16 protein-coding genes and 1 pseudogene are annotated in these 23,437 nt (G+C 44.5%); 6 read left to right on the forward strand and 11 right to left on the reverse strand.

Annotation, left to right across the window (positions count from 1 at the left end; all coding sequences use genetic code 11):
• The first annotated feature begins 461 nt into the window (after positions 1–461).
• The 4 genes from XZ46_RS27295 (at position 462) to XZ46_RS27310 (ending at position 7,607) form a co-directional block, all read left to right on the forward strand.
• A complete protein-coding gene (locus XZ46_RS27295) occupies positions 462–878 on the forward strand; it encodes an AbrB family transcriptional regulator (RefSeq protein WP_008056450.1) in 417 nt (138 codons plus the stop codon).
• A gap of 450 nt (positions 879–1,328) precedes the next feature.
• Positions 1,329–3,041: a CocE/NonD family hydrolase gene (locus XZ46_RS27300; protein ID WP_008056449.1), complete on the forward strand. Its 1,713-nt coding sequence runs from the start codon at positions 1,329–1,331 to the stop codon at positions 3,039–3,041.
• A 19-nt stretch (positions 3,042–3,060) separates the two neighbouring features.
• Positions 3,061–4,323, forward strand: coding sequence for an L-lactate MFS transporter (locus tag XZ46_RS27305; RefSeq protein WP_008056448.1), 1,263 nt, complete (start codon positions 3,061–3,063; stop codon positions 4,321–4,323).
• Positions 4,324–4,553: 230 nt separating this feature from the next.
• Positions 4,554–7,607 (forward strand): HEAT repeat domain-containing protein, encoded by a 3,054-nt coding sequence (locus XZ46_RS27310; protein ID WP_008056444.1) that lies wholly within the window; start codon positions 4,554–4,556, stop codon positions 7,605–7,607.
• 51 nt (positions 7,608–7,658) lie between these two features.
• On the opposite strand, the gene sfsA is transcribed toward XZ46_RS27310, so the two are convergent.
• Positions 7,659–8,390: a DNA/RNA nuclease SfsA gene (gene sfsA, locus XZ46_RS27315; protein ID WP_006622385.1), complete on the reverse strand. Its 732-nt coding sequence runs from the start codon at positions 8,388–8,390 to the stop codon at positions 7,659–7,661.
• 73 nt (positions 8,391–8,463) lie between these two features.
• On the opposite strand from sfsA, the gene XZ46_RS27320 reads away from it, so the two are divergent.
• A complete protein-coding gene (locus tag XZ46_RS27320) occupies positions 8,464–9,969 on the forward strand; it encodes a polysaccharide deacetylase family protein (RefSeq protein WP_006670740.1) in 1,506 nt (501 codons plus the stop codon).
• Positions 9,970–10,639: 670 nt separating this feature from the next.
• On the opposite strand, the gene XZ46_RS27325 is transcribed toward XZ46_RS27320, so the two are convergent.
• The 8 genes from XZ46_RS27325 to XZ46_RS27360 form a co-directional block, all read right to left on the reverse strand.
• On the reverse strand, positions 10,640–11,290 hold the full coding sequence (locus XZ46_RS27325; protein WP_008056436.1) for a PEP-CTERM sorting domain-containing protein: 651 nt from the start codon (positions 11,288–11,290) through the stop codon (positions 10,640–10,642).
• A 268-nt stretch (positions 11,291–11,558) separates the two neighbouring features.
• The gene (locus XZ46_RS27330; RefSeq protein ID WP_008056435.1) at positions 11,559–12,209 is read right to left on the reverse strand and encodes a hypothetical protein; all 651 of its coding nucleotides are present in this window, start codon (positions 12,207–12,209) and stop codon (positions 11,559–11,561) included.
• Between the two features lie 231 nt (positions 12,210–12,440).
• Positions 12,441–13,229, reverse strand: coding sequence for a cistern family PEP-CTERM protein (locus XZ46_RS27335; protein WP_008056434.1), 789 nt, complete (start codon positions 13,227–13,229; stop codon positions 12,441–12,443).
• 228 nt (positions 13,230–13,457) lie between these two features.
• Positions 13,458–14,375 (reverse strand): S66 peptidase family protein, encoded by a 918-nt coding sequence (locus XZ46_RS27340; RefSeq protein ID WP_008056433.1) that lies wholly within the window; start codon positions 14,373–14,375, stop codon positions 13,458–13,460.
• Positions 14,362–15,528, reverse strand: coding sequence for an AI-2E family transporter (locus XZ46_RS27345; RefSeq protein ID WP_006622376.1), 1,167 nt, complete (start codon positions 15,526–15,528; stop codon positions 14,362–14,364). The genes XZ46_RS27340 and XZ46_RS27345 overlap by 14 nt, the downstream gene beginning before the upstream one ends.
• Before the next feature lie 29 nt (positions 15,529–15,557).
• Positions 15,558–16,130, reverse strand: a complete 573-nt coding sequence (locus XZ46_RS27350) for a CPBP family glutamic-type intramembrane protease (RefSeq protein WP_006622375.1) — start codon at positions 16,128–16,130, stop codon at positions 15,558–15,560.
• Between the two features lie 49 nt (positions 16,131–16,179).
• Entirely contained in the window at positions 16,180–18,423 is a 2,244-nt protein-coding gene (locus tag XZ46_RS27355; protein WP_228116434.1) for a protein-arginine deiminase family protein, read from the reverse strand.
• A 74-nt stretch (positions 18,424–18,497) separates the two neighbouring features.
• Entirely contained in the window at positions 18,498–18,833 is a 336-nt protein-coding gene (locus XZ46_RS27360) for an STAS domain-containing protein (RefSeq protein ID WP_006622372.1), read from the reverse strand.
• Between the two features lie 301 nt (positions 18,834–19,134).
• Between XZ46_RS27360 and XZ46_RS27370 the strand changes: the two genes are divergently transcribed.
• Positions 19,135–19,755 (forward strand): DedA family protein, encoded by a 621-nt coding sequence (locus XZ46_RS27370; protein ID WP_006622369.1) that lies wholly within the window; start codon positions 19,135–19,137, stop codon positions 19,753–19,755.
• A gap of 72 nt (positions 19,756–19,827) precedes the next feature.
• On the opposite strand, the gene XZ46_RS27375 is transcribed toward XZ46_RS27370, so the two are convergent.
• Both XZ46_RS27375 and XZ46_RS31180 read right to left on the reverse strand, forming a co-directional pair.
• A complete protein-coding gene (locus XZ46_RS27375; protein WP_006622367.1) occupies positions 19,828–22,572 on the reverse strand; it encodes a phycobilisome rod-core linker polypeptide in 2,745 nt (914 codons plus the stop codon).
• A gap of 141 nt (positions 22,573–22,713) precedes the next feature.
• Positions 22,714–23,106 (reverse strand): annotated as a pseudogene (locus XZ46_RS31180) (zinc ribbon domain-containing protein); the annotation flags it as partial.
• Between the last annotated feature and the right edge of the window lie 331 nt (positions 23,107–23,437).

Consider the following 23,437-nt stretch of genomic DNA (forward strand, 5'->3'; position numbering starts at 1 on the left):
GCTTAATTGTGGGAGTCGGGAATGCTCACAACCACCGGATATGGCATTTTGATCCTGGGTTTTGGTCTAGTTTATGTCAAATCTTGTCAAGTGGAGTTCCTAGAGACCACAGATGCCTTCTCCGTACTCTGATCATATCCACGGTAACTGTATTATTTCAAAGTAATATATTCTGCCTTGATTTGTGGGACAATATTTATTTTGTGGCGGGATCTTAGCAGTCAAATCTACCTAGATTCTGTTATGGATGGCTTCCCCAGGGAAAAGGAAAGATTTGGGAATTTGCTTTGTCCATTTTTAGGGGATTTTCAGTCCACTGGTTCTGATTTGAACTGTTTGACCAAGTCGATGTCAGGAGTTGCCATAAAAAAAATTACCCCGCCGCGACATTTAAGTTATATGATCTATAAAATATCCAACAAATATGTTAGGATTGACTAAATTAGAAATGGAGTACATCAATGCCAAAAACTACAGCAGAAAAACTTCCAGAAGAACCGATGACCGGAAAGACTTTATTGCATAAAGTCAAATCACTCGGACCCAACTACTCTCGTCGTGAGACTGCCAAGCAGTGTGGCTATTACACCCGCACAAAAGATAACCAAACTCGTGCGAACATGACCGAGTTTTATGATGCACTGCTGGCGGCTAAAGGAATTGCCTTAGATCCGGGTCGTTCTAAAGATGGACGAGGCCGAGAAGCTAGTTACCGCGCTTGCGTTCATAAAAATGGCTCCTTGGTGATTGGTGCTAACTATACCCAGGAAATGGGTTTGAAACCTGGTGATCAATTTGAGATTCGCCTGGGATCTAAACATATTCACCTGATTCAAGTTGAACCCAAGGGTATGGCTGATGAAGATGACGAAGAATAAGTAAATATCAGGCTCATCTGTCTTGATCACCAGTGAAGCATTACTCAGGTTGTCTATGGGCGCTTGGGTGTTTCTTGGGTGGCTTAATCAAAACGACGCGGCGAGAGTAAAATGCGGTTGGCATCAGTGTTTACCGCCCTCGGTTCTGCAAGGATGCCCTATGTTGATCGCCTACCAGATAGATGGCGATCAAAACCTAGCTAGGAATCAACATTAGTCCACCGCTGTGGGCTCCTCTATAATGCCTACAGTTGGCAACCTTTTCCACTATTTTAACTCGACGGAATGCGATCGCGACGGGTTCTGGTTCGAGGTAGTGGAAAATTCAACAAGGACTCATTAAATTTTGATATGTGGGGGTTTAGGATTGCTCACCGGGTGAAGTGGTGAATCATATTGTGTTGGGCATCCTCACCCCACAGGTTCTGCCATGGAGTTCTTGTCTTTATTATGATAGTTCAAGAAACAGCATCCATGCTCACCAGAGATGGGGTCCGCTTGGATGCTGATATTTATCGCCCTTCTGGGCCGGGGGAATTTCCGGTATTATTAATGCGACAACCCTATGGAAGGGCGATCGCATCTACCGTAGTTTACGCCCATCCCCAATGGTATGCCCAACAGGGTTATATCGTAGTGATTCAAGATGTGCGCGGAAGGGGAACCTCTGAGGGAGTGTTTCAACTATTCGCCCATGAATTAGAAGATGGCCTTGATACCGTCAACTGGGCTGCTAATTTATCCCATAGCAATGGCTATGTGGGGATGTATGGGTTTTCCTATCAGGGGATGACTCAAATTTATGCTGCCAGTGGCTACCCACAAGCCCTAAAAACCCTCTGTCCCGCCATGGTCGCCTGTGACCTGTATCAGGATTGGGCCTACGAAGGGGGGGCTTTTTGCTGGCAGCTTAACCTAGCTTGGGGAATTCAATTAGCCACCGAAACCGCGCGCTTGCGGGGGGATGAACTCAGCTATAGGGGTTTATATAATCTTTCCCGGCATCTGCCCTTATACGGCGAAATTCCTGCCTCTCCTGAAACCTTTAAAAACCTGGCTGCTGATTCTTTCTATCATGATTGGCTACAGCATGATCAGCCGGGGGACTATTGGCAACATCTTTCCCCCTCCACAGATAATCTCGATTTACCCATGCTGCACATTGGCGGATGGTTTGACACCTATCTGCGGGGGACAGTTCATTTCTATCAGGATATGGCTAATCGTAGTTCATCTCCCCAGTATTTGATTATTGGACCGTGGGGACATTTGCCCTGGGGCCGACAGGTAGGTGGTATTGATTATGGTCCAGAGGCTGTTAGTCCCATTGATGAGTTACAGATCCGCTGGTTTGACCATTTTCTTAAAGGTATTGATACCGGACTTTTGGAAGAAAAACCTGTAACTCTGTTTTCTATGGGGGATAATTGCTGGCGAGAGTTTGACCAATGGCCGCAAGGATCTAGTCAATCTTATTTTCTCACCAGTACAGGTCTGGCAGCAATTCGATCAGATTCTGGTTTGCTTTTACCAGAGGATATAATAGCCGTCGAGGACGAAGAGGAGGACCAAGACCCAGACGAACACATTTTACCCGATACCGTCGATGTGTTGGTTCATGATCCTTTCCGTCCCGTCCCAGCCCTTGGGGGTCATGCTACTTTAACTCCTGGATCTTTTGACCGTCGCGCTTTGGACTGTCGCGCTGATGTCCTGACTTACACTTCTGATGCTTTGGATGAGGATTTACATTTAGCCGGAAATGTATTTGTTGAGGTTTACGGAGAGGCTGATAGTCCTAGTTTTGACTTGTGTGCTATTTTGTCAGAAGTGCGATCGGATGGGAGTGTCTGGAATTTTACTCAGGGTTATATCAGAGTTAATCAGCCAACCACCCCGATCCGAATTGATTTACAGCCTACCTGCATTTGCATTCCTCAATCCCACCAAATTCGTTTAAGTTTAAGTGGGGCTTGTTTTCCCGCTTATCCTGTCAATCCAGGGACCGGACAGCCCCCCAGTCAAACTCGACTCATTGATGGTCGTATTATTACCATATCCCTGAAAAGCGGCAATAGTTTTATGTCCCGTATCGTTTTGTCAGTTGATGCTGATCAAGATAGGGTTTATGATTGCGATCGCCAAATTTTAGCGAAAATTTAGCTGGGCTGGGGAGAAAATTATGAAAGCTGACCATCAAAATCATTCAGAATTGCGGGTTTTAGGACTACCACCAGACCAAGGAAGATGGCTACTCATTCCTTTGGGTATAACCGTTTTACTGTGTTTGGGGACTGTTTACTCTTGGAGTATTTTTAGGACTCCCCTACAAAATGAGTTAAATCTCACCGCCACCGAAAGCCTGTTACCCTATACCGTGGCGCTGGTTTTTTATGCGCTGATGATGCCAATTACAGGTTTTTATATACCCAAATTTGGGACTCGCGCCACTACAGCAGTTGGTGGGTTTATTGTGGGTTTGGGCTATATTCTGTCTAGTTTTGCTGACAATATTATCACCATGACGATCGCCTATGGGGTCATTACGGGGACTGGTGTAGGTATTACTTACGGCGTTCCCATGGTCGTTTCCGCCCGCTGGTTTCCTGATAAAAAAGGATTAGCCGTCGGGTTAACAATTATTGGTTTTGGCTTGTCTCCCTTAATCACCGCCCCCCTCGCTAAAGCCTTGATTGATAGTTATACCGTGCGACCAACCTTGCTGGTTTTGGGTATCACTTTTATGGTGATTATTGTGGCGATTTCTAATATTATGAAATTGCCCCCCCAAGATTGGCAACCTACCCAAAAAATCTCCACAACATCAGTTATTCCTACCCCCGTTTTCTACCCGCCTAAGATGCTAAAAAGTCCTTCTTTTTATGGGCTATGGATATGCTATGTTATTGGCACTTTTGTCGGGTTAAGTGCTATTGGCATTTCTAGCCCCGTGGGAGAAGAAATTATTGAAATTGACCCAAGATTTGCTGCTGGTAGTGTTTCCCTTTTTGCCTTGTTTAATGGGGTGAGTCGTCCCCTGTTTGGCTGGTTAAGCGATCGCTTTCCTCCTCGGTATGTAGCGATCGCTTCTTATACCCTGATTTTAATCGCCTGCATTTTAATGATTAATGCTGAGTCAGGACAGATAGCGACCTATTTAATTGCTTTCTGTCTATTTTGGTTTTGCTTAGGAGGTTGGTTAGCCCTTGCGCCGACTACCACCCTGCGATTATTTAACCCTGATGACTACGCCCAAAATTACGGTATTGTCTTCACCGCCTACGGTGTAGGTGCTTTATTAGGAACTTTGGTTGCGGGTAGTATTCGGGACTGGTTTGGTAGCTATACTTATGCCTTTTATCCCATGGGAATATTAGCCGTTATCGGAATCATAGTAGCGAGTTTTCTCCTGAAACCAGACAAGGCGAAACCAACTGATAATTGATAATCAAACTCCCTCGGACTCCCTCTCTGTCTGGGAGAGGGTTGGGTAGCCGACTTAATTTTGTGTTAAATTTAACCAGATTAACTAATCGGGTAGGCTAAAATGCGATCGGCATCTACTTCGGGTCATATATGAGGCTAATTAGATTAATTAGACAAAAGCTGAGGCTGAGAAAGTCAGGATCTCAGACCAAATTGCTAATCCATTTTGTCCTGTTAGGATTTACCATAATGGTCGCCCAAGCCATTGGTATGACTTTAGGGCGATCGCTATTTTTAGCCAAAGCAGGCGCGGAAAGTCTGCCTTTATTTTTCATCATCATGCCATTAATTTTAATGGTAGTCTCCGGTGGTTTTACCGCCATTATAGACCGCTTCAACCGTCCGCGACTGTTTCGCATTGTCTTAGCGGTTGCTGCTGTCTTAATCATCGGTATTCGGCTATTTATAAACCTCGATTTAATCCCCATTTATTTCACCCTCTATATTGTCATTTGGTTAATCTATATCCTGCAATTCCGCATCGAGTTTTGGACACTTTTATCAGACTATTTCACTAACTTAGAACTCAAAGAATACACAGCAATTATCTACCTGGGAACCACCGCCGGATATTTATTGGGCAGTATTTTGGTAGCCCTCATATCTGATTTTGTTACCTTAGAGAATCAGCTATTATTGCTCCCTATTTGTTATGGGATATCCATCGGGCAAATCTATTATTTAGAAGCCCATCAAACTCCCCTACCTACCGAGTATCAAAAACCCAAAACCCAGAAGTCTAATTTATCAGAAACCTGGCAGACCTTAACCAAACTATCCCGCCACTATCCTATTATTATCTTTCTCATTGCTAACGTATTTGGAACCGCCCTAGTCCGAGGGATTGGGGAGTTTCAATATTCCACTATTTATAGACAAGAATTCCCCGATAAACAGGAACTCGCCACCTTTCTCGGATATATTACCGCCGCCCTAACCGCCATTCAATTTCTGATTATTTCTGTAGGGACAACTCCCCTGATTAAAAAATTAGGAGTTCCTCGGACTAACTTAGTCTATCCTGTCATGTTATTAGGCAGTTTTCTGGGACTTATATTTAGCTATAATCTCACCGCAGCCATGGGAATGCAGCTTACCTATAGAGCCTTATTTTATAGTATATTCCTACCTCTAACCAACCTTAATTATAATGCTGTTCCGGCTAGGTTTGGCGGTAGGTTGCGCGTGTGGGGAGAGGGTTTATTTTCCCCATTAGGGCAATCTATAGCTGGCATAATTTTAATGGTATTTTTGGGATGGATTAACCCCTATCAAGTCGTGTGGGTAGGAGTAATTCTCAGTGGTTTCTTAGTAGTTATTGGTTACTTCACCGGAAAAAGCTATGTCCAATCACTTTTGGGAATGTTACGGTCAGGGTCAGTTAACCTAAGTAGGGTGGGAGATGGCTTGTATCTCTCCAGTAAATATCGCCCAGAAGTGCGCCAGCTTCTTCAGGATAAGAACCCGCAAAATCAAGTATTAGGATTGGAGTTACTCCCTTATCTCGAAAACCCTAGGGATTTTTCATCTGATATTGAAAATATTTGGGTCAATGCTGATGACCAAGTGCGTCGGGCTGTCATTCGGTTATTTACTACTAAAAATATGGGTAATAACCTGGAATTTAAAAGCCTCCTATCTTCCCCTAAGCCTAAAGTCCGCAGCATGGCTTTAGAATTGTATATCGCCACAGGTTCCCCTCTGTCTGCGAGTCGCCTACAAACCTTATTACATGATGAAAGTCCCGAAGTGCGCGCCTTAGCTTGTGTCGCTATTTCTCAGACCGAAATTGATGGCTCAATTCAAGAACTTTATCACCAAGTTTGTCCGACTCAACCCGATATTACCACCCGGAGAGCATTATTAAGGGCGGCGGGGGAAAGTCGTAACCCTCAACTAATTCCTCTGTTAACAGAAGTCCTGAAAAATGCACCCCCAGATATTAAGCGTAAGGGTTTATTGGCTTTGGTGGAATTGTGCGATTATGAACCTATTAAATGCGGACAAATTGCCGCCTCTGAACTTAATCACGATCGCCCTACCGTCAGAATAGCAGCTTTACAGGTTATCCAACAAATTCATGATCAACAATGGTTGATCCAAGTTTCTCGTGCCTTGGAAGATGAGGATATCGCCGTCAGACAACAGGCGGCTAAAACTCTCAGTTTTTATGGTGATCAAGGATTAGCAGTATCGCAGGATTACCTGTTTTCCTCCCGTCCTGAAGTAGTGCGATCGGCGATTGTAGCTATTGGTTGGGTGCGGACAAAAACCGCTGAGAATATTCTTTATAATTTTATCCAGCCGGACTTAAAATTGATTAGTCGTACCCGGATATGGCAACTACATTTTGATGCTGATGACCCCCTCTTTGAAATGTTGCAAGTCGCTATCATAGACTACCAAAATTCTATGATTGAAAGAGTCTTTTATATCCTCTCTAGTTTGGGGCAAGAATCCACTGTAAATGCCGCTAAAGTCTTGTTATCAAGTTCCGATAAAAGGGCGCGTTCTCATGCCGTCGAAACTTTGGGTTCTTTGAGGCAAGGGCGGTTTATTCGTCCTTTAATGCCACTGTTAGAAACTATGGCAACCGGAGAAAATGTTAAGGCTTATAATGGGAGTTCTGAGATAAAAAAATACTCGGTTTTGTTGGAGGTTTTAGACACCCCAAATCATTGGTTAAAAATGGGGGCTTTGATGGCTTTTGCGGGTATTCCTGGGGCGATCGCTAAATCTGACCCTGACCCCATTATCCGTAAAATTGCCCAATCTTTAGTCTTCCAACCCCAGCAGTTATCAATTTCGGAGAATTTTATGATTGACCGCTTACTGTTACTCAAAAATGTTTCCCTATTTCAAACCTTGTCCTTAGATGAAATTTTGCTGATTGATAATGCTTTGGAGTCCGCCGAATATTTACCCGGAGAAATTATCTTTTCTGAGGGGACTATGGGGGAACGTTTTTATATTATCGTCAAGGGAAAAGTCCGCATTGTCCGAGAAGTTGAAGGGGAGGAAAAACAGTTAGCCCTATTAGAGGAAGGTCAACATTTTGGCGAGATTTCTTTGTTTGAAGACTTTTTGCGATCCGCTAATGCGATCGCTGCTGAACATTGTGTTTTACTCACCTTAGAAAAAACCCGTTTTGTCAGTCTAGTAACCCAGCGCCCCCAAATCCTTTGGGAAATCTGTAAATTTCTCAGCCAGCGTCTCCGGGATGTTAACTTAACCGCCCGTTAAATAGCCTTATCAGGGGTGATTATACATCAAAACCCCTGATAATTATCCCCTTTAATTAGCGGTCAATAACTCCGCTAATCCCAAATATTTAAACCCTTGGGGAGTCACATCAAAACGACAGGGCAGAATTTCGACTCCCGCCGCGATCGCCTCCTTAAATAAACTCCCATAAACCGGGTCTCCTGCATCTCCGGGCGCGAATTTCGGACAATCTCCACGATTAATAAAATACAACATTACCGCCCGATCGCCACCCTTCACAGTATCAATTAACTCCCTTAAATGTTTTTGTCCTCTCTCAGTTACCGTATCAGGAAATAAAGCCACATCCCCCTGACACCAGGTAGTATTTTTCACCTCCAGATAAATCAGTTGGTCGTCTCCTTCTAACAGAAAATCAACCCGACTTTTCCCCCCCACGCCATATTTAACTTCTCGCCTCACCTTTGTATATCCCCCCAACTGAGAAAATAAGCGTTTTTGCAAAGCGATCGCCACAATTCGATTAGGAAGACTCGTATTAATTCCCACCCAAGTAGGTTGATGATCTCCCACTTGGATTAATTCCCAAGTGTAGGCTAATTTGCGATTAGGGTTATCACTCTTCGACACCATCACCGGATTTTCGGGAATACAAACCCCCGTCATCGGGCCAGTATTGGGACAATGGGCGACAATCACCTCCCCAGAATTTAACTTAATATCTGCTATAAGTCGTTTATAGCGCTTAATTAACACCCCTTCATAAAGTTCCCCTAATGAATAAATCAAAGATTCGCTCATGATGACTTGCAAAATAATCCTAAACTGAGTTATAATTTTAACAGTAAATTGGCGAAATTAGGATAGACCCAATATGACCACTACCCCCCAGTCGCCCTCCCAGCCTAATCATTTCCCCACTTTAGAAGCCATCCGATATGGATTACCTAATATTTGCGGTTGGGAAGCAGATATCACCGCCGTAGTGAATCATAGCGATCGCCTTTTTCAACCCCTTAGCCACCTCAACCTAGACCAAATTACCGCCGGATTTGCTTGCGCCCTCCATATGCACCAACCCACCATTCCAGCGGGCGAAAATGGCGCATTAATTAGCAACCTGCAATATATGTTTGAACACCCCCACCAAGGCGATAATCATAACGCCGAACCCTTCGCCTGGTGTTATAAACGTATGGGGGAATTTATCCCGGAATTAGTAGCCAATGGCTGTCATCCTCGGATTATGTTAGACTATTCCGGTAACTTGCTATGGGGACTGCAACAAATCGGGCGAAATGATATCCTAGACACCCTCAAAAATATTACCTGTAACCCCCAATACTGGGTGAATGTGGAATGGTTGGGTACTATGTGGAGTCATGCAGTCATTCCCTCCACTCCAATTCGTGATATCAAATTACATATTCAGGCTTGGCAACATCATTTTGCCGCTATTTTTGGCAAGGATGCTTTAGCCAGAGTCAAAGGTTTTTCACCCCCAGAAATGCACCTACCCAACCATCCTGATACACTCTATGAATATATTAAATCCCTCAAAGAATGTGGTTATCAATGGTTAATGGTGCAGGAACATTCCGTAGAACGCCTAGACGGTTCCCCACTGCATCATGATGATAAATATATTCCCAATCGTTTAATCGCCCGCAATTCTCAGGGAGAAACAGTTAGTATAATTGCCTTAATTAAAACCCAGGGTTCTGATACTAAATTAGTCGCGCAAATGCAACCCTATCATGAAGCCAAGGGTCGGGGATTACAAAAATTAGGGGAATACATGGTTCCCAGTTGTGTGACTCAAATTGCTGACGGGGAAAATGGCGGGGTGATGATGAATGAATACCCTAGGGATTTTATCCCTCTCTGGTCTCAGATTAAAAATCATGGTCGGGGAACTCCTGGGGTTGTAGGTTTAAATGGTACGGAATATTTAGAATTGTTAGAAGCGGCGGGAGTGAAGCCAGAAGACTACCCGACTTGTCAGGCGATACAACAGCATCGAATTTGGGAAAAGGTAGACTCTGTTACGCCGGAAGCTGTGCAAAATGCGATCGCTCATTTACAGGAAACAGACCCCCAATTTCATATAGATGGTGCATCGTGGACTAATCATCTAAGCTGGGTAAAAGGATATGAAAACGTATTGGAACCCATGAACCAACTTAGTGCTGATTTTCACCGCAAATATGACCCCCTAGTTAACCAAGACCCGACCACAACCCGCCAACCAGACTATCAGCAAGCCTTATTATATAACCTACTATTACAAACGAGTTGTTTTCGCTATTGGGGACAGGGAATGTGGACGGACTACGCCCGAGCAATTTACGAAAGAGGTCAACAGTTAATTAATGGATAATGAAACTCCCTCTTAGTCTCCCCAACAGGGATAGGCACTCGGTAATTAATTATTAATTATTAATTATTAATTATTAATTATTAATTACATAAGAGGTCAACAGTTAATTAATGGATAATGAAACTCCCTCTTAGTCTCCCCAACAGGGATAGGCACTCGGTAATTAATTATTAATTATTAATTATTAATTATTAATTATTAATTACATAAGAGGTCAACAGTTAATTAATGGATAATGAAACTCCCTCTTAGTCTCCCCAACAGGGATAGGCACTCGGTAATTAATTATTAATTATTAATTATTAATTATTAATTATTAATTACATAAGAGGTCAACAGTTAATTAATGGATAATGAAACTCCCTCTTAGTCTCCCCAACAGGGATAGGCACTCGGTAATTAATTATTAATTATTAATTATTAATTATTAATTATTAATTACATAAGAGGTCAACAGTTAATTAATGGATAATGAAACTCCCTCTTAGTCTCCCCAACAGGGATAGGCACAATGTAGGGGCGGGTTCCACGGTCAATTAAATCTCGGACCAGAAGATGAAAAAACCCGCCCTCACCTCACCCACGGTCAATTAAATCTCGGACCAGAAGATGAAAAAACCCGCCCACTCGGCAAATAATTATTAATTATTAATTATTAATTATTAATTACTTAGCTTTTCTTTTTGTCGTATTCACGTTTGAGTAAGCCAGCGATACCGAAGGCTAAACCAGTTCCCAAAATAGTGAAAGGTTCTGGAACCGCAGTAGTCTCAAAATCAAATTGTGCAATGTTGTTGGTTTGGTCAATTATAATTAAGCCTTGAAAACCACCTGTCCCTCTAAGTTGATTATCGCTTTTAAATAGTGCTTCAGCGGCGATATTAACATACCTCATACTACCGAACATAGAGTCACTAACAATGCTAATTGATCTTAAATCCATAGACCATTCAGACAAACCGCCCAGACCGTCATCAAAGCGCAAGAAATCAATCACTTGATTGGTGTTCCCGAAGTCTGTATCTCTAATGATATAACGAGAGTCAATTCCTGAGCCAGTGGTATAGTCAACAAAAACCCCTGTAGCTGTATGGTTATCGATACCAAAATTACCAGTAGTACCTCCGGCATTACCAGCATGATCTAGGAAGTCGAAATTTAGGGAGGTGCTATTATCACCAATTACGGTAAAAATGGAGTTGGCGGTAAAGCGATCGCCAGGGGAAAAAGTCAAGGCTTGGGCGGGTGCAGCAGCTAGGAATGATAAACTAGCAATGGATAGAGAAACTGTGGCACATTGGACCTGATGTTGTAGTTTCATCTTCTGTCAACCCTATTTTCCTAAAAGAATTATGTTTTCAGTATGGCAACTCTCCGGGCTGATGTATAGCATAATTCGTGCATTTTATCAACACATTACAAAAAATTAGGGTCAACCTTTATATATGGGGGGGGTTTTGTGAAGCACCATCCGTGAAATCAGGGACGACCCCAAACCAAAAGCAAACCCGCCCCCAGGGTTGATGTTTCAGATAGGCAGGTTCACTATATGTTATGTGCTACAAAACCTTAACAAGCTATTGACAACCTTAGCTTTCCTTTTTGGAGGGTTGACGTTTCAGTAAGCCAGCCATCATTCCGAAAGCAACTCCAGCGCCAATAACGCCCATGGGTTCTGGAACAGAAGTAACCTCAAAATCAAATTGTGCGGTATTGAATTCGCGGTCAATTCGGATCAAGCCTTGGTAGCCGCCGCCACCTTGTGCCACATTATCACCTCTAAATAGGGCGGTGGCATAAATATCCACAAACCGCATATTATTAAAGGCAGTATCGCTGACGACATTGATGGATGTCAAATCCATAGACCACTCAGACAAACCGCCAGGACCATCATTAAAGGTCAAGAAGTTGGCTACTTGAGTGGCGCTACCAAAGTCAACGTTTTGAATGGTATATTCTGATCGAACTTGGGAACCTGTGGTGTAGTCAACAAAAGAACCCACAGCAGTAAAGTTATCAATGCCGAAGTTCCCCGGCCCACCAGTGTTGCCGTTTACGTCGAGGAAGTCAAAAAATAGAGATGTGGAAGAATCTCCGACTAATGTAAATTGAGCATTGGCGGTAAAGCGATCGCCAATATTAAAGGTAACAGCTTCAGCGGGTGAGCTAGTCAAAACAGATACACTGGCAATAGATGCAGCGACGGCAGCGAATTTAATTTGGTTCAGTAAAGTCATCTCTCTCTTTGTCCTATATTCATAACTTGCTATAACTGCATTCTACCAAGTGCCCACAGCTACTGTACTGTCTACCCCTAAAAGCTGATTTTACGAAGACATTACATAAAAATACGGTTCAGCTTTACATCAAAGGGTGTTTGGTAAAGCATGACCCGTAAAATTACTGATGTGCCTTAGTCTCTGTAGTCAAAAATGCCTAAATGACTAATGGCGACAACAGAGACGCGCTTAGGCTTTGAGGCTGGATTTATTTTTCTTCTTGTCGTATTCACGCTTGAACATACTGCCAAAACCCAAAGCCATACCTGTACCCAAAATAGTCAAAGGTTCGGGGACTTGTTCGACATTAGCTGCGCCAGCTAATTCAAAGCTACCGTCAGTAGTTTGGAATTTAACCGGAAAATCAAGGAGGTTCGCGCCAATGGTAGTAGTCCCGCTAGTAAAGTCGCCTCCAATCCTTAATCGTAGACTATCAGATGCACCAGCGGCTAAAGCACTATTCTGGGAACCACCATTACAACCCTGGGTGAAAATACAGATGTCAATTTGTTTAAAGCCACCAGGGAAAGTTTGTTGACCGGTCCTAACTTGAGCGCCAGTGAAGTTATTGCCACTTTGTAGCAGTTGAACACTGGTGGCGTTGGGGTCAATACCGAATCCAAAACTAACAATACCAGCCTCGGTAAATGTTTGGGTGAGTGCTGTGGTGTTGCTAATATTGATGGTCAGGTCAAGATAGCTACTGGTAAAGCTATCAACCTTAAAGGTAGAAAATGCACTCAGGTCTTGACTAAGGCCACCGGAAGGATCAAAGTTTCGATCCAGGAACCAGTCAACCTGAAAGGTTGATCCGATATCATTGGTGGAAACCCCCACCTGCCACAGGTCTTGTTTAGGATCTCCGGCTTGACTTCCGGTTTTGGTAATATTAAAAGCGGCAGCGGGTAAAAATGCGGAAGAAGCTATGGCTACAGTGGTAGCTAATAAAGCTGTCCCAAATAAAGAAGTTGTTTTCATGGGCGGGAATAGGTTTTAGTTAGAAGGATGTTTGTAGTAATCAAAAATATTAACTACATAAGTAATATATAGGTGGAATTGAAGGAAAACAGAAGATGATCGCAGGCAACTTGTCCATATTTTTACAAAGTCGATCGCTTATCTTTACATAATATAGTCAATTGTAAATCTTTGACAGGATGATTGACTAATCACTAAATATGTGGTAAGAAACGGCGGGGCAAGCTATCAGTATGAGGGGGGGTTTGTTGGCCAACTCAAAACACCGCGATCGCCATCTAATTCTACTTCTAAGCCGACAGGTAAAATAGGATTGGGGCCGTCATGACCAAAGGAAAGATTAGCAACAATGGGGATATTCAGGTCAAAAAGGCGATCGCGCAATACTTGTTGAACGGAAAAATCCCCAGGGGAGTTAAGGTCAGACCCGGACTGACTAAAGCGCCCCAAGGCGATACCAAGGACAGGCTGAAACGCGCCGATAGTGCGCCAGTAGGTCAACATTCTATCTAGGCGGTAGGGTTCCTCATTGACATCTTCAAAGGCGAGGATAGCATTAGTTAAATCAGGTTGATGGGGGGTTCCTAATAGATAAGTAGCGACAGTTAAATTCCCAGGAAATAGGCGACCGCGTACTTTACCGCCGCCCCACCCGTCTCCGTGGAGGGGTTGAAGGGGTTTACCTGCTAGATAGTCAAATAAACGAGCGATCGCCCAATCGGGTTCTTGGGCTAAAGTAGTTAAAACGGGACCATGAATGGCTAAAATATTTTCCTGTCCAGACAAAGCCCACAATAGGGCGGTAATATCAGAAAACCCGATTAAAAACTTAGGGTTAGTGGAGGGGGGAATATCAGCAATAGATAACCCTTCCAGGAGTCTAGTCGCGCCATAGCCCCCCCTAGCACAGAGAATACCTCGGCTGTAGTCATCGCCAATGGCATCTAAGAGTTGACGACGGCGATCGCTATCAGTTCCGGCTAAATAACCCCAACTGCGATCGTAACCAGAAGTGAGGCTAATTTGATATGCTTGCTCGCGCCAAATATCTAAACCTGTTTCTACAGATTTAAGTTCCCTAATTCTGCCACTGGGAGCAATGACACGCAAGCGATCGCCGGGTTTTAACTTCTCAAATTTCGCCATCGTCGCTATCATGCTCCTGAGTAGAATCATTAGGGGAACTATCGGGTAATTCTGGGGGGGTGTCTGCTGCTATTAACACCTGCTCAGATTCGGAAATATCAGAACTTTCGAGTAGAGGTTGACCCAAGGTCCAGTTATCAAAAATATCCTTTAATACGGCTTGTTCCAACCAAGTTTTGGTGACGACAGCCAAAGGGAGGGCGAGAACCAAACCCCCAAATCCCAGAAATCTGGCAAAAAACAATTGTGCCATCAAGGTAGCGGCTGGGAGTAGAGAAATTTGTCTCTGCATAATCATGGGACTGAACCAATAACTCTCCAAGTTCTGAATAATAATATATGCGACCAAGACTAAAAAGGCTTTACCGGGGGAGTCCAAAAGAGCGACGGAAACGGGAAATACGACACTCAAGGTAGGGCCGATATTCGGAACTAGGTTAAACACGCCTGCTAATAAGGCGTGAGCGAGAACAAATTCGACATTTAATATGGTTAAACTGATATAACTCAGAGTAGCGATAAACACAGAATTAATGACAATTCCGCGCATCCACTGCAAGAGGGAAATTTCACACAGACCCAAAATTTCATCGGCTCGGCGGCGATAAAAAGATGGAAATAAGCGCACCACTAGCCGTCTATATGAGGCGGGATTGGCGACTAACATTAGGGTAAAAACAAAAATTAATAGACCCTGTAGAAGTGTGTTAACGGAGAAGTTAAAGACGGCGAAGAAATTGCCGAGGATATTCTGAGCCAGCGGCCCAACTTGTCTAGCAATTTCGGTAAAGCCGGGGAGTCTCAAGTTAATTTCTGGGAGCCAAATCGGAGGTTGTTGGAGAATGAAATCAATCCAACGGGTGAATCTTTCATAGCCTCTAGGAACCAAGTTTAGCAGTTGTTGAAACTGGTCTAAAAATGGCGGCATAATTAGACTAAAAAACATAATGCCGACAAAGGACACTAAGCTGATAGCTAGGAAGACGGCTTGACCGCGACTCAGCCTAAATCGTTGTAGCCAACGCACCAAACCGTTAAGGGCGATCGCCAAGATGACGGAAGTAAATAACAATAATAGAATCTGTCGGAATTCCCATAAAATTATTAGGGAAATGACTAAAAAGAAAAAGGCGATCCAATCTCCAATTTTCACTATCGAACTCCCATTAATGCGCTTGCCAACTATGATGATGGTGTTAGATTATCTGATTTCGCCTGTAAATTGGCAGATAATTTATGTTCGCCATCTAACAGAAACAACCAAACCACTACTACCAACCAGTGAAACAAAACTGGAATTAACAAAGACCCGGTTAAAGTATAGGCGATCGTGCAAGCCAATCCCAAAATTGTAGCTAAACTTAAAAATGGGGTTTGGCAAAAGATAGGATTTCCGGCTGGATTATAAGTCAAGGCGGCAATGGGGTGGGAAATCACAAATAAAATGAGGCTGAAAGCCGCCCAAAATAGCCATATCAGGGGCGATAGAGCTTCTGTGGGGGGAGGTATTAACAGCACGCGAAAGAGGGTTTCCTCAAGCAGTGCGGGGGTGATAAATAGCCAAATCATAGCCCCTAGGAGTCGCAGGGGGTGAAAATGTATGGGGTTCCATTTGAGAAAATTCATGGAGAAGCCGAGGGGAAGGGCGATCGCACCATAAACCAGAAAGGTGGCGGCTAAAATCCACCAATCTGATGGGGTGGGAATCGCTGTAGCCATTACTAAACGGTTTAAGAGATTTGCCAAAATCGACATTTGTTTGTATTAGCATTATCTAAATTTGGGCGATCGCCATAGCTATTTGTTAGCGTTGGCTAAATTGTCCTAACTGTTGTGTGAAGGATTCCCAGAAGGCCTGTTCTTCGCCGATTCTGGTAGTATTTAAACCGGCGTTGAGACTACCTCGGAGGTTTTGGTAATAACTATCATCTAAAAATGTGATCTCAAGACCAGCGATCGCTAATCGTCGCTGCAAGTCTTCCTGGGTGTAATCTCGGCCATCAATCAAAGCCCCTCGCGGGTCAGACACCAATAATTTGCCATTGACAAACACAGAATTAACCGGGTTCGGCCACCAAGCATATCCGGTATAACCAAACATGGCTGGGACTTCCACAATTTGCTCATCATTAAGTTTAAATTCCTCTTTTAACTGATTAATTAAAGGGGTGATTTTGTCACGATGCAACCTCAAATTATGCTGAATTAATAGTTCATTATTCAGGGCTGCTCTCACTGTGGTTTGGGTGCTTAAACTGCGATTAATTGCTGCCCCTTCGTAACCGGTTTGGGCTAATTGCCGCAATAAATTAACGCCCTCTTGAGGACTAACGACTAGCATTAAGGGTCTACCTGATGCGGTGGGAACAAATGTGATTAGTTCATCTACTTGGCGAGTAATTAACCAAGAGGTGTCAATTTCTACGGGGGGCCACTGAACTTTTTGGGCTTCTAAAAAGGCTAAAATATCGGGATTTATAGTTTCCCCGTCAGCTTTTCCGTAGTATATACGCCCCATAGGATAGCCGGGAATAGGTGGGGTAACATTAAGGTTGCCATAGAAATCTAACCATTGATTTTTGGGGTCAAGTTCGCGGGGTTCTCCGATTTCAGCCCAACCAAAATTTCGCCCTAATAAAGAACTGGCATAATCACTGCCGCCGGGAGGGCTTAAAGCGACATTGTATTGACGCAAACCATCAGGACTGGGGAATTGTACATAGCCAATAGCAGCGCTATCTCGCATCCAGACGGTTTCTCCTGGGGTAATACGGGTGGGGGTTCCGGTGGGGGCGATCGCATCTTGTACGGCTTCTACTACGTCTTGATTCACACCGCGATCGCTTATATGTACCTGGGAAACGGGGGCGGTATTAGGAGACATAATCCAAGGTGCGACACCCATTTGGATTTGGTCAGAGGCGATTTCTGTATCATTTTTACGGGCGATCGCTTTGACATTGACTAAGCCACTCCATTGACCATCAGCGAATTGTTTAGCCTCAACACCCAGGATAATAGTAGGGCTAAATTCCAGGGGAGAAGCACCGGACAAATCAATATATTTCCAGCCGCCCAGGGTTTTTTGGAACATATTAATCCGGCGGCGGGAGGCTTCATCAACGCTAATATATATATCTGCGTCTTGATATTCTTCGGAAATCTTAAAATGAATTTGGGCTAAATCTGCCTCGTCATATTCGCCATTAACAATGCGATCGCTCCAGTCAGGAATACCACTGCGATCGTCATCATCATTATTAAACAGAATCAAAGGTCCAGCAGATAATGACCATTGAGTAGGGCGCATTTTGTCGCGCTCATCAATTACGCCATCCCGATTAACATCAGCATGGAGAGCAAAACCGGGAAACTTGGGTTCAGCGACGGAAAACTGAGCAATTTCTCCGGTAGTAGCCCTCGGTTCAGCTTCTGGTTGACTAGCCAAGGCTCGTTGATAGGTGACAATGGCTAAATAGCCCTGGTATTCAACAATTTTCTCAATAGCCTGGGGTTGAATCAAACTATCTGCGGGAATTTGTCGCAAGGAGTCTATCGCCGCTATCCATAACTGTTGTGCCATTTCCCAATCTTTAACGGTGGGGTTAGGATATTGACCGATTTCTACGGCTTCGAGTGCTAATTCGGCGGCTTGTTTCCAGTGTTGGCTGGCTTTTTCTTCGTTGCGAATGCGGCTTTCGGTTTGCCGTAGGGCTTTACGCCAACTATGATATTGTTGGAGTTGTAGTTCATATTGCCAGGCTTCCTGAACTACCAGGGGGTCAGGGGGGCCAGATACTTGGTCAAGTTGGGCTTGTAGGCGATCGCGTAATTCATATAATTGAGGGACAGATTGGGGATTTTCCCGCACTGTTTTTAGGCGATCTAAGCTAGAGGAAGTTCTGCCATATTCTGATAAGCGAGTTTCCGATTCCCAGATCTTATATTCTACTGGCTCCTCTGTCTCCGCTGCTAGTTGAGCCACTGCATGAGGGGCGGGTACTAAGATAATCCCCACCACAACGCCCAATGTATTGACTAATGCCATCGCTATGTACCGCATCCACCCCATAGTTAACTCCTCAAGCGACGACATTGATTTTACCAGAAAGGCAGTGGGATTTATGCAGAAAGCAAAGTTTGAGGATTGGCGGAAATTTGGTCGATGTTATCCACAATTTCAAGCACCCTATCTAGTTGGGTAATTTCCAAGACCATTTTAGCTACATCCCCTAGGTGGCAAACCACTAAACGACAACCCAATTTTTTAGCTGTTTTTTGAGCCACCACTAAAGCCCCCAAACCAGAACTATCGATAAATTCTACATGGCTCATATCTATGATCCAAAGTATGGGTGGTTCAGAAGTGATTGACAAAAACTGTTTTTTCAGTTCTTCTGAACCTTGGGAATCTAATTTATTCTGAGGCCGAATGATCCAGGGTTTGTTAGCACTCATGACTATTTCTCCTATGTGTAATGAATTTTGTCAAAATTTTTGGTCAACCTACCACACTTGCCTTTAGACGAGGTAGTTATAGGAAAGATTCCCCTGGTGACAACTACATGGTATCTGACCGGGGTGGTAAATATGTTGTCGTAGGTAACAAAAAATGTGTGTTGGCGATCGCCCCTGCCACACCCAGGGGAGAGTTACCCCGAGATTAACCACCACAGCTATGGCGGTTATCGAATGCAATATAGCTAAAAATATTATACGATTGTAAAGAATTGCGAAAAAAATATGAAGACACCATTGAATGTCCTTTGAAGTTGTATCACTGGAAACAATTAAGGCGATCGCCCATGAATATGGCTATTGGGCGGTTTTCGGCGGTATCGCCCTAGAAAATGCCGGGGTTCCTCTACCGGGAGAAACTATCACACTGGTGGGGGGATTCCTAGCCGGGAGTGGAGAACTTAACTATTGGTGGGTTCTCGGTTGTGCGATCGCAGGTGCCATCCTAGGGGATAACTGCGGTTACTGGGTAGGGCGCTGGGGTGGTTGGCCGTTTTTGTGTTTATTGGGTAAGTTATTCCGCATCAAGGAAGAACAACTAATTGAAGTCAAAGACCAATTCAGCCAAAATGCAGCTAAGGCCGTTTTTTTAGGTAGATTTGTGGCCCTCCTGCGAATTTTTGCTGGCCCCCTAGCCGGAATTGCTGGGATGAAATACTGGAAATTTTTTCTATGTAATGGTGCTGGGGCGATACTCTGGGCTTCTGTAATGGTTAGCCTTGCCTATTTTGTCGGTCAGGTTGTCCCTTTACCCCAATTAGTCTCTTGGGTGGGTGAATTTGCGATCATTGCTCTGTTATTGGTGGTGGCTTGGTTTGTGATTCCCATGTGGTGGGAGTCTCGCCAGGCGAAAAATCTTTAGGGATACAAAAAAAATCCCCGCTCTCGTATGAACGGGGAACCTAGGTAAAATTAACAGAGGCTCAAATTAGCTCTAGCTGCGATCGTTAGCCAAAACCGGCTCAAAACTAGGAACGACCAGTTCATCATTTTGTTTGGTCAACTGGTTGTAAAGCAGCTCTGTATTGGGGAAATTAGCAGCAGGAAGCGTGGGGAAACGGCGATAAGGAACAGTATCCTCGCCAAACACCTGAGCATACTCCATGCTGTTCACCATTGCGCCAATAAACGCCTTCAGACCCTGAGAAGCCAAGATTTGGTTATACTTGCGAATCTCCGCCTGATTAAGGGGAGCGCGACCCAAGAAGTGCTTAGTTCCCAACTCAATCACCTTAGTATTGGGATAGGGAGTGTAGAACTCGCGGATATACAAAGCAGAAGCTCCCAAGGCTTCGACGAACTCCTTAACGGTAATTTCGCCATTACCAAGTTTACTTTCCAGAGCGGTAAACTCTTTCTTAGTAACATAGGGGTCAATATCCCGCTCGAAAATCTGCCGATAGATAGCACCAATTGTAGTTTGGAGCGCCACCTTATCAGTCACATTGGTGAGTTTAAACACCTTAGACTGTTCGCGACGCTTGTTAACTCCCTGGTTAATGCGGTTATCGATTTCCAGTTCACCTTTCATCTGGTCAGTAGGAGTTCCCAACTCCACAAACCTGGGAGTAGGTTCGTCTTTAACCATAGTCATCTTCTCAGCCAGGGTTCCCACACGCATAGAACGCAGAGACAGACCACCCGGAGTCAGATAACGCTCATAGGGAATAGTATCTTCCCCAAAGGCTTCGTTATACTCGACGGAATCAATAATGGCATCCACCAGAGCATAGAAACCTTTTTTAGAGCAAAGGTCAAAGTAGGAATTCATTTCCTGTCGTCCATAGGTGGGTCGTCCCAACAGACGGCGGTGAATGTATTCGATCGCCTTACAAACATAAAGGGAAGTCCAATACATATTGCGGAACACATCAGACTTCGCCAGAATGCGGATAAACTCCCGAACTGTGATATCGCCATTTTCCAGCTTAATCTCAGCCACGGTTTGGCGCTGACCAGAATAGAGTTCCCGACCAAACACCTGCAAATAAGCGGCTCGGATCACCTTCTGAGTTGAACTCTCAGAGAACTTGACACTAGCGCCATTGCTCCCACCCTTGTTGCTAAATTTACTGGAAACATAACCACCGGGAAGCTGATCGAGCTTAAACACTTTGGGACCGAGAGAACCGGGAGCATTCCCACGAGCGCCAGGGTTGCTCAATTGGTTATCAATTCCGGCTCCATTGCGAATTAGAATCCGGCGAGTATCCTTACCAAAGGGAGCCGGACGATTTTGGGGAGAGCGGGTTTCTTTCGGGAAAATCGCCCCAAACTGAATTTCTAAAGGATCGTTACCGATACCATAGACGTGCTGATCCCGCAGAGGCTGTTTATAGTCACCAAACAAAGTGACAAACTGTGGAACTGTACGGAAAGGCGCACTGTAGTTAAACAGGTCAATTTGAGGGCCCCAGTTGCGGCACTCTTGCGCTTCTGTACCCAGACCCCGCAGATAAGGGACGGTTTCTTCACCAAAGTAATCAGCATACTCGGACGAATCAACCATAGCATCGACCAGGGCCGCCAAACCGCCTTTAGTGACGATCGCAAAATATTTGCTAAACTCCTCGGGAGAACTCAAACCCCGTCCCAAGAAGTGACGCGCCGCCAGTTCCACCACCCGGCTGTTGACAAAGCGGGAGTAGAACTGCTGGCGATACAGAGGAGACTTACCCAAACGACGGATAAACTCTTTAGTGCTGATTTCGCCATTTTTAAACTTAGATTCCAGGTCAGAAATCCCTTGGCTATAAGCGCGGGTAATATCACGCTCAAACACCTGTCTATAAGCAGCTTTCACCACATCCTGTTTTTCCGAGGAAGACAGACCCGGCTTCATCACAAACTTCTGACGAGCGATCGTCGCATTAAAGTAAATCTGAGGCAGTTCCAAGCCTTGCTGATCAACACTCTGACCTTGACGGACTTTGTTAGAAGGGGTTGCGCCTTCAAATTCGCTAATCAGAACATTGAAGTATTGCAGGGCAATTTCCTGACCTTCTTTGTCATTTTGCAGATATCCCAGAGCCGATCGCCGCATTTCCTGCAAAGCCACCAAAGTCGCCGCACTAGAACAGGCATTTTCGATAATTTCCCGCAAACCACGCACGTTAACGGCGATGATATTAGGATCACCCGCCACGATCGCGTAAGTGGTATAACGCAAGAACCAGCTCAAATCCCGCAGGGATTTAGTCATATTTCCCGGACCGTAGCGGGAGACGTTAATCGGTCGGAACCCCGGCGGCAGGAATACCGCAGGGCCACTGCCTGAATCTTTGAACAGGGACTTGATACCATCAAAGAAGCCGCCACCCCGGTTGTCAACATAGGAAATTGTTCCCAGCTTCATACCTTCGGCGACTTCCATATCCCCACTACCCGCCGCAGCCATAGCCATTTCTGGTTCTTCGGGTCTTTCCAAAAATGCCAAAGGGGAACCTCCGGTAAAAATCCGGTTAGCTGCCCTAGACACGATTAATTCTGCGTTTTGGGTGAGAACTTGGGCGATCTCCAGACGTTTTGCCCCAGAACTAAAGTAAGTTGCTAAATCACTAAGTTCAGTTTTCCCCAAGTAGCGATCTTGTTGTTCGGCTTGAGAAATTGTTGAAACTGGGACGGTTTTGTAAAGTTGCGGACGCGCAACTGAGCTGCCACCACTTGCCTTAACACTCATTCGATCTCTATCGCTCCCTATTCACAGTCATTACACTACGGGCGTATTACATACACCCTATAACAGGTTATTCTACTCAACCCCAAGGATCAGTTAGACTCCATCGCCCAGTTGGACTAGCCGGGGCTATTGCTGATACATTTACGCGACATTTTTCCGGTTGTTCCCGGACAATGCGACGATAGCACTATTACCCGTTAAGGTAACAGAGGCGGTATCCCGCAAAGCTTTTAGAAAGATTCCAAAAGCACCGTTCCAGTCCCGTGGTAGAGTGAACCCGCACTCAGGACATCGGAACACTTTTGAGCCACCTAGCTGGGAATGGACATGACCACAGTGAGTACAGGTTTTGCTGGTGTATTCTTCGGTCACATCTACAACTGTTCAGTTATTTCCGCGCTTATGTCTCAGGGTTAGTTTGAATCGATAATGCGCCCATGTCAGCATGGATCGGGCAGTCTTAGACCTGATTAGACGCTTCACCTTGGCAACCATATTGGAAGTCTCGAAGGTGGGCCAAAAAATCCGGCTGTGTTATGGGATGGCCAGGGATGCGACCCAATCAAGCAAGGGGTTGAAGTCCTCACCGGGTAGTCCCCACGCCCATTTCAGCTCTATTTCATACCCGAAGGTCTCGCACCATACTTGGTATTATACCGTATTGCCGTAAAATGTTAACCTAATTTGAGATTAAATCATGCTCCTTGAGTTGTTAACCTGGTTAATCTTTTTACAGATAATTACAGCTAAAATGTTTTTGGCTGCAATCCTCGCATTTTATTAAATCGCGTATCCAGACCTATTGTATAGACTTACCAGAACTTATCTGAGAAAAAACGATAAGTTTTGTTACATGACCAACACC

Origin of the sequence: Limnospira indica PCC 8005 (genome assembly GCF_000973065.1) — a bacterium.
GTDB lineage: Bacteria > Cyanobacteriota > Cyanobacteriia > Cyanobacteriales > Microcoleaceae > Limnospira > Limnospira fusiformis.

Bases quoted from the DNA above. Each gene is read 5' to 3' on its own strand.
- XZ46_RS27295 (WP_008056450.1), top strand. From the start codon at position 462: ATGCCAAAAACTACAGCAGAAAAACTTCCAGAAGAACCGATGACCGGA.
- XZ46_RS27300 (WP_008056449.1), top strand. From the start codon at position 1,329: ATGATAGTTCAAGAAACAGCATCCATGCTCACCAGAGATGGGGTCCGC.
- XZ46_RS27305 (WP_008056448.1), top strand. From the start codon at position 3,061: ATGAAAGCTGACCATCAAAATCATTCAGAATTGCGGGTTTTAGGACTA.
- XZ46_RS27310 (WP_008056444.1), top strand. From the start codon at position 4,554: ATGGTCGCCCAAGCCATTGGTATGACTTTAGGGCGATCGCTATTTTTA.
- sfsA (WP_006622385.1), bottom strand. From the start codon at position 8,390: ATGAGCGAATCTTTGATTTATTCATTAGGGGAACTTTATGAAGGGGTG.
- XZ46_RS27320 (WP_006670740.1), top strand. From the start codon at position 8,464: ATGACCACTACCCCCCAGTCGCCCTCCCAGCCTAATCATTTCCCCACT.
- XZ46_RS27325 (WP_008056436.1), bottom strand. From the start codon at position 11,290: ATGAAACTACAACATCAGGTCCAATGTGCCACAGTTTCTCTATCCATT.
- XZ46_RS27330 (WP_008056435.1), bottom strand. From the start codon at position 12,209: ATGACTTTACTGAACCAAATTAAATTCGCTGCCGTCGCTGCATCTATT.
- XZ46_RS27335 (WP_008056434.1), bottom strand. From the start codon at position 13,229: ATGAAAACAACTTCTTTATTTGGGACAGCTTTATTAGCTACCACTGTA.
- XZ46_RS27340 (WP_008056433.1), bottom strand. From the start codon at position 14,375: ATGGCGAAATTTGAGAAGTTAAAACCCGGCGATCGCTTGCGTGTCATT.
- XZ46_RS27350 (WP_006622375.1), bottom strand. From the start codon at position 16,130: ATGTCGATTTTGGCAAATCTCTTAAACCGTTTAGTAATGGCTACAGCG.
- XZ46_RS27355 (WP_228116434.1), bottom strand. From the start codon at position 18,423: ATGGCATTAGTCAATACATTGGGCGTTGTGGTGGGGATTATCTTAGTA.
- XZ46_RS27360 (WP_006622372.1), bottom strand. From the start codon at position 18,833: ATGAGTGCTAACAAACCCTGGATCATTCGGCCTCAGAATAAATTAGAT.
- XZ46_RS27370 (WP_006622369.1), top strand. From the start codon at position 19,135: ATGTCCTTTGAAGTTGTATCACTGGAAACAATTAAGGCGATCGCCCAT.
- XZ46_RS27375 (WP_006622367.1), bottom strand. From the start codon at position 22,572: ATGAGTGTTAAGGCAAGTGGTGGCAGCTCAGTTGCGCGTCCGCAACTT.